At 68.9% G+C, this 10,025-nt stretch carries 8 protein-coding genes; 1 reads left to right on the forward strand and 7 read right to left on the reverse strand.

Annotated elements, in window-relative coordinates; genetic code table 11:
- Positions 1–22: 22 nt before the first annotated feature.
- The 7 genes from FJV41_RS44915 to FJV41_RS44945 form a co-directional block, all read right to left on the reverse strand.
- Entirely contained in the window at positions 23–583 is a 561-nt protein-coding gene (locus tag FJV41_RS44915; protein WP_141648788.1) for a DUF2378 family protein, read from the reverse strand.
- Between the two features lie 92 nt (positions 584–675).
- Positions 676–1,623 (reverse strand): VWA domain-containing protein, encoded by a 948-nt coding sequence (locus FJV41_RS44920; protein WP_141648789.1) that lies wholly within the window; start codon positions 1,621–1,623, stop codon positions 676–678.
- Positions 1,624–1,646: 23 nt separating this feature from the next.
- Positions 1,647–3,884, reverse strand: a complete 2,238-nt coding sequence (locus FJV41_RS44925) for an RCC1-like domain-containing protein (RefSeq protein WP_141648790.1) — start codon at positions 3,882–3,884, stop codon at positions 1,647–1,649.
- Between the two features lie 23 nt (positions 3,885–3,907).
- Positions 3,908–5,056: a hypothetical protein gene (locus FJV41_RS44930; RefSeq protein WP_141648791.1), complete on the reverse strand. Its 1,149-nt coding sequence runs from the start codon at positions 5,054–5,056 to the stop codon at positions 3,908–3,910.
- Positions 5,053–5,385, reverse strand: coding sequence for a hypothetical protein (locus tag FJV41_RS44935; RefSeq protein WP_141648792.1), 333 nt, complete (start codon positions 5,383–5,385; stop codon positions 5,053–5,055). Before FJV41_RS44935 ends, FJV41_RS44930 begins: the two co-directional genes overlap by 4 nt.
- A 96-nt stretch (positions 5,386–5,481) precedes the next feature.
- Positions 5,482–6,309, reverse strand: coding sequence for a hypothetical protein (locus FJV41_RS44940; RefSeq protein WP_141648793.1), 828 nt, complete (start codon positions 6,307–6,309; stop codon positions 5,482–5,484).
- A gap of 87 nt (positions 6,310–6,396) precedes the next feature.
- Positions 6,397–7,656 carry a hypothetical protein gene (locus FJV41_RS44945; protein WP_141648794.1) on the reverse strand — a complete coding sequence of 420 codons (1,260 nt, stop codon included), beginning with the start codon at positions 7,654–7,656 and terminating at the stop codon, positions 6,397–6,399.
- A gap of 856 nt (positions 7,657–8,512) precedes the next feature.
- Here FJV41_RS44945 and FJV41_RS44950 point away from each other — a divergent pair.
- Positions 8,513–10,024, forward strand: a complete 1,512-nt coding sequence (locus tag FJV41_RS44950; protein WP_246137813.1) for a hypothetical protein — start codon at positions 8,513–8,515, stop codon at positions 10,022–10,024.
- Position 10,025: the final 1 nt, after the last annotated feature.

Raw genomic sequence — 10,025 nt, forward strand, 5'->3', positions numbered from 1 at the left:
CTCGGGGGCTCTCGGAGGTGGGTCAGCGCGCGGAGGGGTCGTACCACTCGATGCGATAGGTACAGGACTCCGCGTCGTGACGGGTGCGGGAAATGGTGAGGCCCCGCACACCGATGCGATGCAGCCCTTCTTCCAGGACGCCCTCGACGAAGCCCTCGGTGACGTCCGGCTCGTTGAACCACAGCTCCGCGGTGGTGGGGTTCACCACGTTGACGCGCGTCTGCGTGAAGTTGTTGCCGCTGCGGAAGTTGTGCGTCATGCGGCCCAGCGAGCGCATGGGACCCAGCACGCGCGCCAGCGTGAGCACCGCCGAACCCATGACCGTCTGCGCATAGCCTTCAATCATCCGCCGGGCGAGCCGCCGACGGGCCTCTTCCAGGGGCTTCTCCGGATAGAGGGAGCGGCCGACCTCGTCCAGGCACCTCACCCACACGGAGTGGGGATAGGCGGCCTGGAGGGGGGCGTCCAGGTCCATGCCCAGCTCGCGCAGTTGGGTGCGCAGCTCGTAGGACAAATCCTTGTCGAGCGTCTTCAGGTAGAGGCTGTCCACCGTGTTGCCGAAGATGACGCGCTCCTGGCTCATGCGCTCGTGCCCCCGAGTGTCGCCGGCCTACCCGGGCCGGCGGACGCGCATTCTCCCCGGAGGTGACCTCCGGAGGCCAGTCCTGTCGACGACTACTCGCGGACCTCGTGCACGGGCAGCACGGGTGGTAGCACGGTGTTGCAGCCACGGCCCAGGTTGCCGAGGACGATGGAGTAGTCCGTGAAGTCGACGACGCGGTCCCCGTTGAAGTCCGCCGCCGGGCTGGCCGGGGGAACCCTCAGCCCGTAGTTGGCGAGCATGAAGCGGTAGTCCACGGAGTCGACGCAGCCGTTCCCATCCGTGTCGCCGGGGATGGGGAGCGGGCGAATATCGTCGATAGGCGTGTAGCGGCCTCCCGACGCCTTGGCGACCTCCTGGACGAAGGTGAGGAAGAAGGGCTCGGGCGCCAGCGTGATGTGGTTGAAGAAGACATCCGCGTCGAAAACGAGCTGGAAGGGATTGGGGCTGTCGCGCAGCGGGTCGCCCGTCTTGAGCATGTTGCGGACCTTCCACTCCCACGAGCCTTCCTCCAGGTCGGGATAGCGCGTGGCGCTCGGAGGGCCGTAACAGAGCGTGGCCTCGGGCGTGCTGTTCTCCTCGCCGTCGGAGATGAGGCGGACGACCTTGCGGGCGTCGATGCCGGGGCCGAACTGGAGCAGCTCGTCGGCGGCGTCGCAGACAGCGAGCGCCAGGGGCGTCGCGCCCGCGCCCACGCTCAGCCGGCTCAGGCTCGCCACCGTCGTCGGGCCGTCCTCGAAGCCCTGCTCCCGGCGGTAGCCGCCGCCCTCGAACGTCCAGATGGCGAACAGGCGCGGCAGGGCGTTGGGCGTCTGGACGAAGTCTCGCCCGCGCACGAGCGCATCCGCGAAGCGCGTCTGTCCCGAGGCCCGCGTCGTCCTCATGGTGCCGCTGCGGTCAATCAAGATGATGACGTGCTCCTCGGTGAAGGCGTGCGCCGCGGTGCCGGACAGCAAGGCGAGTGAGAGTGCCGCGCCCGCGAGTGCACGCGGGGCCCACCGATTCAGGATACGGGCGAACATGGGTGTCTCCTTGTCGAGTTGCATCAGAACAGCTCCACCTTCACGGGGATGATGCTGTCGTTGCGCGTGCCATCACCGAGCTGGCCTTCCGCGTTGGCCCCCCAGGCCCACGTCGTGCCGTCCGAGCGCAAGGCCATGGAGTGGTGGTCTCCGGCGATGACGGCCACGACGCCCGTCATCCCCACCACCATCACCGGGACATGGCGGTTCTCCAGGAAGCCGTCCCCAATCTGGCCGTCGAAGTTGAAGCCCCACGCGCGCACCGTGCCGTCCGAGCGCAGCGCCAGCGAGTGATAGTCCCCCGCGGTGATGGAGACGATGCCGCTCAGGTTCGCCACGGACACCGGCGCGTTCTGGCTCAGCGTGGAGTTGTTGCCCAGCTGTCCCGAGCCGTTGTAGCCCCAGGACCACACCGAGCCGTCCGAGCGCAGCGCCATGGAGTGGTAGCCCCCGGCGGTGATGGCCGTCATCGCCGACAGCCCCACCACCTGCACCGGCACGATGTGCCAGGCGTTGTTCCCGCTGCCAATCTGGCCATCGAAGTTGTAGCCCCACGCCCACACCGTGCCGTCGGAGCGCAGCGCCAGCGAGTGGCTGTGGCCGGCCGCGATGGCTGTCACACCCGCCAGGCCCGTCACCTGCACGGGGTGGTTGCGGTCCACCGTCGTCCCGTCTCCCAACTGTCCGTAGCGGTTGAAGCCCCAGCCCCACACCGTGCCGTCGTTGTGAAGCGCGAGTGAGTGGTACGCCCCCGCGGAGATGGCGGAGATGCCAGACAGGCCCGACACCGGCACGGGCTGGGAGCGGTTGGTGTTGGAGCCATCGCCCACCTCGCCCCGCGTGTTGACGCCCCAGGACCACACGGTGGTGTCGCCCTTGAGGACCACGGTGTGGCGGTGTCCGGCGGCCACGGCCACGCTGGCCGTCAAGCCCATGCGCGCGGGCAACAGCCGGTCCGCGCCCAGGCCGTTGCCCAACTGGCCCTCCTCGTTGTCGCCCCAGCTCCAGAGGTTGCCCGCCGCGTCCAGGTAGACGGAGTGCAGCTGTCCCGACGTCACCCCGGGGTTGCCCAGCGTGGTGTTGCCCACGCGCACCGGAGACATGCGGGGCAGGAAGGTGCCGTCACCCAGCTGGCCGAAGGCGTTGTCACCCCAGGACCACACGGTGCCATCCGCGCGCAGCGTCAGCGAGTGCTTGAAGCCCGCCACCAGCGTGACGCCGCCACTGAGGCCCGCTTGAATCGGCAGCGTGCTGCTCGTCAGCGTGCCGTTGCCCAACTGGCGATAGCGGTTGTCACCCCAGGCCCACACCGCGCCGTCCACGCGGACCGCCAGCGAGTGGTAGTTGCCGGCGACCGCCGCCAGCACGTCCGTCAGCACCACCTGCACGGGGTAGGAGCGGTTGATTTTCGTCCCGTCGCCGAGCTGGCCCGTCGAGTTGAGTCCCCACGTCCACGCCGTGCCATTCGAACGCAGCGCCACGCAGTGGGACGCTCCCGCGGAGATGGTCACCACGCCGGCGAGCGACTGCACCTGCGCGGGCGTGCCCCGCGTCGTCACCGTGCCATCGCCCAACTGGCCACTGCGGTTGTCGCCCCAGGCCCACACGGTGCCGTCCGAGCGCAGCGCCAGCGACGTGTTGCCACCGGCCGCCACCGCGATGACGCCGCTCAGGCCCGCCACCTGCACGGGCAGCGTGCTGCTGGTCGCCGCGAGCGCGCCGAGCTGCTTGTAGCGGTTGTCGCCCCAGGCCCACACGGTGCCGTCCGAGCGCAGCGCCACCGAGTGCGAGAAGCCCGAGCCCACCGAGAGCACGCCGAACAGACCCTGGGCGCGCACGGGCTCGTTGCTGGCGAGGACGGTGCCGTTGCCCAACTGCCCCGAATAGTTGTCACCCCAGGACCACACGGTGCCATCCGAGCGCAGCGCCGCCGAGTGGTAGTCCCCCGAGGCCACCGCCACCGCGTCCTCCAGGTTCTTCACCTTCACCGGCGTGGGGCTGTCGGTGAACAGGCCATTGCCCAGCTGTCCCTGCCGGTTGTAGCCCCAGGCCCACACCGAGCCGTCCGAGTGGACGCCCACCGAGTGGTACTGGCCCAGCGACAGCCGGGTGGCGGAGGCGCGGCCCGCGAGCGCCTGGCGCAGGGCTCGCTCGTGGGTGGAGGGGTCCTCGCCGCCGCAGCCCGTCCAAAGCCAGAGGCCGACGAAGAGCGCCCACGTCCAGCCAATCCTCGACGACAGGTGCGACTCGTTCAGGCTCATGGCCATCCCTTCGGTGTGCGCCGTCAGCGACGGCACCAGGTCTTGCCTTCGGTATCCTTGCAGCCGTCCACCACCCACCGGGCGATGAGCCGTCGCAGCTCCACGGGCAGCTCCATGCCGGCCATGGGCATGCCGGGCTTCGCTGCGACCAGGCCGTGCTCGGCCTCCAGCGCGCGCGTCTCCAGCCTGCGCCAGTACTCCTCGCCCGACTTCTTCTTGAGGTACGTCTTCAGGCCCTCCGCGTCCGCCGTGAAGGCGCTGGCCGCGCGAGGGCTCGTCGCGTGGCAGTGCACGCAGGTGGCGTCCCGGAAGAAGGGGCCCCAGAGATAGGCGAGCATCGTGGGAGGCACCGCCCCGGGCATGGCGGCGTCCTTCATCGCCAGCCGCGTCACGCGCGCGTCCAGCTCGCGCTCCTTCTCCACCCGCATCTCGTCGAACAGGCGGTGCAGGAGCCGGGCCTCGTCCAGCGAGAGCGGCACCTCCGGCATCTGTCGGTCCGCGCGCGCGTAGGGCGGCTGCTCGCGGCAGTACTCATACGTCCACTCGGGCGTGTAGAGCCCCAGCGATACCCCGTCCCGTCCGGAGAGGGGCTTGTCTCCGGCGTGACAGCTGGCGCAGCGCGCCTTCCAGAGGGTGTCCGCGTCCTTGCGCTCGGAGGCCGTCAGCTTCGCGGCGGGGGCCTCCCTCGCCGGCAGCCGCACCGACAGGAGCGCGGCGACGTCCTTCACGTCGCCCGACTGGAGGCTGGGGTAGGCCATCATCCGGGGCGCGCGGCTGCCCTCCTTCTGGGAGAGGGTGCTGGGGCGCTTGAGGAAGGCGGCGAGCCCTCGCGAGGAGATGCGGGGCACCTTCTGTCCCGGATGCTCGAGGAGCTCCGGGGCATTCATGTAGGCCAGCGGCGTCTTGGCCAGATGCGCCAGCTTGTCCTCGCGCACGGGGATGGCGAAGTAGCGCGGGTCCGGCTCGCGCTTCTGGCGCTTCACGGCGACGTCGTTGATTTCGGCGTGGCAGCCAAAGCACTGGCTGTCCGTCCACCGGCCCAGGCCGTTGGCGAAGCGCGTCTGGGGCTCGGTGCGCTTGGACGTGTGGCAGCCGGTGCACTCCTGGGCCACGACGCCCTTGGCGGAGGCCAGGCTTCCCAGCACGAGGACGAGGAGGGCGAGCCGTCTCACGGCGCGCTCCCGGTGGGCTGGGTGAGCTTCACGCGCGAGGGGTCCTCCTCTGGCTCGGCGAGGCCTCGAAGCACGTCGCGGAAGTCCTCGGACGTCGCGTCCCCTGGTTTCGCCTGACAGCTCCGGTAGGCGCTCACCAGGGCATACCCGGACACCGACCACCGCGCTTCGGTGGAGCCGGCGGGTGGGGGCACCCGGGTGACGATGCACTGCTGGACCTGCTGCCTGCGCTGCTCCGGCGTCTGGCCGGGCTCGTCGGGGTCATCTCCCGAGCACGCGCACGCCGTCCATCCCATGAGTCCCGCCAGGACCCAGACCCATCGTGTCATCTCGAAAGCTCCCGAGCCGGGAGCGTCATGGCCGTCGCCATGGCCGCCCCCGGCTGCTGATGTGAGGGTTTGTCTTCGCGCGGGGCGCCTTGCCGACTAGCCGAAGTTGATGACCAGCGGCGTGGGCGTGCAGATGGCGGCGGAGTTGCTCGCCGCGGCCGGGGACATCGTCGCGGTCTGCGCCGTCAGGTTGAGCGTGAAGGACTTGATGTACGTCTCCCAGCCGACCTGCGGGTCGGACGTGACGAACAGGGAGGGGCTGAGCTGGGCGAGCTTGGCGGACTCGAAGAGCACGTTCCAGCTGTTGCCGCCCACGCCCAGGTTGGGCGTCGTCTGGAGCACGCCGTCCGTCACCAGTCGCTGGTTGATGGCGGGGACGTTCAGCAGGGGGCTGTTCGTCGCGCACAGCGGCACCGAGGCGCGCAGGGTGATGACCGGGTTGGCGGCGATATGGGCGCGCACCATCGCCTCGTCGGCGGGGAAGAAGTGGACGCTGAGTCCGCAGACGAGCGGATAGTTGCCGCCGACCACCGCCGGCCGGTAGTTGGTCGGCATGCCCTTGAGCAGGTCCGCGATTCCCGCCGAGGGCTGGCACGAGCCGGCCGAGGGCAGCGGGAGCAGCCGCGCGTCGGTGATGCCATGGCGGGTGATGAAGCCGTTGTACAGGTCCTGCGTGTGGGCGGTGGGGTGGAGGTTGACGAAGAGCCGCCTCATGCCAGCCACGGTGGCGACGGAGTCGGTCGGAATCTGCACGTACTGCGTATAGAAGACAGGGCCGCGATCCATCCCCATGTAGGGAACGAATACCATCTCAGACTCGCGGATGGTGCGCGCATAGTCGAGTGGCGGCGTGTCTGTCTGGGCCTGGGCGGACGTGACGGAAAGACACAACACGGCTGCGAGAGAAAGCTGAAGCAAGCGCATGGAGAAAGGGCCTGGTTGAAGGAAGGAAAGGAGGGGCGGAAGCCACCCCGAAGATGGCCTCCGCCCCGAAGTCATGGCGGTGCGGAATTACTGACCGATCAGCGCCCTGCAGCCCGCGTCTTCCATGTTCCAGCGGACGCGGCCCAGCTCGAAGCCGTCCAGGAGGCAGGTGACGTTCATGTTGGTCTTGACGGTGAAGTCCGTGGGACCCGGGTTGTACTGGATGTAGGTGACCTCGTTGCGCTCCAGGATGAGCTTCTCGTAGTTGGCGCGCATGGTGAAGATGGAGTTGGTCTGGTTGGAGACCTGGCCGTTGACCGGCGTCGTGTAGCGGCGGACCTCGTTGAACAGCTCGTCCTGGAGGCGGGCCTGGACGGCGTTCACGACGTTGATGAAGTTGGAGTCATTGGGCGCGGTGGGGCCCCAGACGCCGTTGTTGAGGTACTCGATGCGGATGCCGCACGCGTTCTCGGACGAACACGTGACCAGGCGCTCGAAGAAGGCGCGAACTTCGATGTCCACGCAGGAGCTCAGGTGGAACGCCGCGAAGGCGCTGGCCTGCTCGAACAGCGAGCGCCAGTTCACCGTGAAGCGCGCCTGACGGGTCACGTTGTGGGTCTTGATGTCCCAGTCAATCTGGGCCGTCATGATGTTGTCCCACTGGGCGCCCGTGGCCATCAGGGCGCGCAGCTGGTTGGTCCAACCCGGCAGGGTGGTGGCCTGGAAGGAGATGTCCTGCGCGACGACGCTGCCGCCGAGCGCGGGCAGGGTGTTGAACTTGTACATCACGTTGGTGTTGATGTCGTACGGCTGGGTCGGGTCCAGGTGGGTGAAGCAGTTGGGCACCGGGACGTCGCGGCCGTTGACGACGATGATCTCCATCTCGCAGTCGATCTCCACGCGGCCGTTGACCGGCGCGTACCCGGAGAGGACGAACTGGGTGGTGGAGCGGTTGGCCGGAGCCGGGGCGATCTGGAAGCCCTTCGCCGCGGCCTCCGTCGACAGGCGGTTGAGTGCGCCCAGGTCGCTGGTGGTCGAGAACGAGCCGCCCAGGTTCGCCAGCTCCATGCCCGCGAAGAAGCCGAACACGGGGATGAAGGAGGTGATCTGGAAGCGGGGGACGGGGTTGGTCGTCGTGGGCGACTGGACGGCGATGCCGCCGCGGCGCGGGACGTAATAGACGAGGTTGAGGTTGTCCGTGTCGCCCAGGAGCGTGAACGCGTCCTGCACAATCGGAGAGAAGTGCTGCGACATGGGCCTGGCGGCGGGGGACATCGGCGCGGCGAGGGCTTGCGTCGCAGAAAGCGACAGCGCGGCTACGGCGGTAGCGGAGAGGAACTTCTTCATGAGAGACATTCCTTTGCGTGGCGTGAGGACTGGAGGGCGCACCCTTCCCGTGCCTGCGAGCCCAGGGCTCGCAAACCGCGTGTTGGCGTCTTCGGTTCCCCACCATGCGAGCGTGGGTACCGAGGCCGTTCCGAGTGCTGTGTTTGGACTCCCCCCCATTTGTCCAAGGGCGATGATTGGACTTGGACGCTGGCATCCTACCGATTGCGGGCCAGACTGCCAGTGCGGGTCAGGCTAAATCGACTTTGTCTTGAAAGGTTATTTTGTCGGTGAAATCTGGTTTGGTTTTGTTTGTGGTTTCCCGAGGGGTCCGATGGATTCACCGCCCCTGTCGTGGCGGATGCGTGTCAATGACGGGGCCTCACGGCAGGAGCGCGAAAGGGTGTGTGGCTTCACTGGGAGGCGATCTGCGTGAAAACCGCACGTCCGCCCGCGTCGTGGCTTGAGCACGTGAGGCCAAGGCCGGTGGGGGCCGGGCGCGGAGATCGGAAGCGTGAGGGCACGGTGCCCGTGCGCCAACGGCGGCCCGAGGTGTCCCCGTGGTGCGCCGTTCCTTGTCGCCGGCCAGGCGAGCGCGTCGCACCGGGTAGGGCCGCTGGGAGCGGAAGTCTTCTGTCCCGCTGCTCGCGCCGAGCTGGAGTGCGCGGGTGACACTCGCTCCGCGTGCGTCATGCCGCGACTCGCGTGAGGAAGGTGGGTGTGAGTGAGCGCGTGAGTCGTTCACCACCCGTACGAGTGCGTGAGACATGGATGATGAAGGGGCACGACATCGTCACCGCGCGGAGGAAGTGTCCGCTACACTGCACGGCCAATGCTGTGGGTCACCTCACCGGTGGGCTTGCGCGGGACACGTGCCATGGACGGCTCTGGTTCCATCCCTTCCTTCGCCGTGCGCCGTGGCGAGGACGCGCTGTCTCGCGTGCGGGACTCGATGGCGCACAAGTTTCCCCACTTCCTTCCCGTGGCGCGTCGGTCGCTGTCCGCGCTGGTGGGCTTCTGTGATGGCTGGCAGCGGACGTTTCCGGCGCGCCAGGCCTCGGGTGTGGTGCCGGAGCTGACGACCTGGGAGCGCTTCCTCTCCACGGAGCCCCGCACGCGGCGCATCATGTTGACGGTGCAGCCCCTGGGGGTGGACACCTCGACGGGCACCTGGGCGCCGGTGCTGCTCGCCCAGGTGGCGCGCTGGCATCGGGACACGCGAGGGCGCCGCTACAACCAGCCCACGGATGTGTGGCTCGCGGGGCTGGGGCGTGAGGGGTTGGACGCCCGGCAGCGTGTCTCCGACGACAGCGTGCTCACGGTGGCTGTCACCAGCGAGGGCGGAGGCTTTCGGATGGCCCGGCTGCCGTTGGATGACGCGCAGCTGACTCCGGAGGCGGTGGCCGGGCGGCTGGCGGCCTGCGCGCCGTGTACGCTCGCCGAGGCGCGCCGGGCCGGGTGGCATCCCCAGGTGGTGGTGGACGTCGCCGGCCGGGGGCGCAGCGCGTGGACCTCGCATCTGCTGACGACGAGCACCTGGCTGGGCGCCCGGGTGGAGCCTGGAACCGGCTCGCTGGAGCTGGCGTTCGACCATCTGGTGATGGATGGCAGCGCGATGATGGAGGTGTCGCGGGCCATCGCCGCCGCACTGCCCCGGAAGGGACGCGCGGCCGCTGATGAATGGCTCACGGGGGCCGAGGACCCCTCGCCGCTCTTGCGCGTGGAGCTCCCGGAGCGGCTGGACTTCCGCAACCTCGCCTGTGCCTCGCTGGTGGCGCTGGGGCGCTCCAGCGGGGGCCTGCTGCGCTCCGACAACCCCACCATGCTGGTGCCGGTGTTGCCGGATGCGCCGTCGTCCGTGGCGCGGCCCTGGCGGCGCATCCGCATCGCGGTGATTCCCACCAGGACGAGCCAGGGGCCGGTGACGCCCGAGCAGGTGTCATTGCTGCTGGAGCGCACGCGAGGGGAGGGCGGGGTGTTGGAGGATATCTTCTCCACCTTGTATTCGCCGGCGCTGCCCTGGTGGATGCCGTCGCTGACCACGCATGGCTTCGCCTTCACGCCGGGACTGCGACAGGTGGCCACCGCGCTGTGTGGCAACGCCCTCTTGTCGAAAATCACCATCGAGGTGGAGGACGAGGCCGCCCTGGAGCGGCACCTCCCCATCTACTTCAACACCATGCGGCCGCTGCCCGCCGTGGGGGGCGGTGTGTCCCTCTGCGTGACGGAAGTGTTGTGCGCGACGCGCAAGGGCGTGCGCAAGCGCTTCTTCGGCGCTATCGCAGGCAGCGGCCCCTTCACCGCCCGAGAGCGGCTCACTGCTTTTCGGACGGAGCTCGAGCGCGAGGTGCTGCTTCGTGCCCGTCCCCCGATATCCCCTTCCCCCTGAC

The sequence above is a fragment of the Myxococcus llanfairpwllgwyngyllgogerychwyrndrobwllllantysiliogogogochensis genome (genome assembly GCF_006636215.1).
In the GTDB taxonomy this organism is placed as follows: Bacteria; Myxococcota; Myxococcia; order Myxococcales; family Myxococcaceae; genus Myxococcus; species Myxococcus llanfairpwllgwyngyllgogerychwyrndrobwllllantysiliogogogochensis.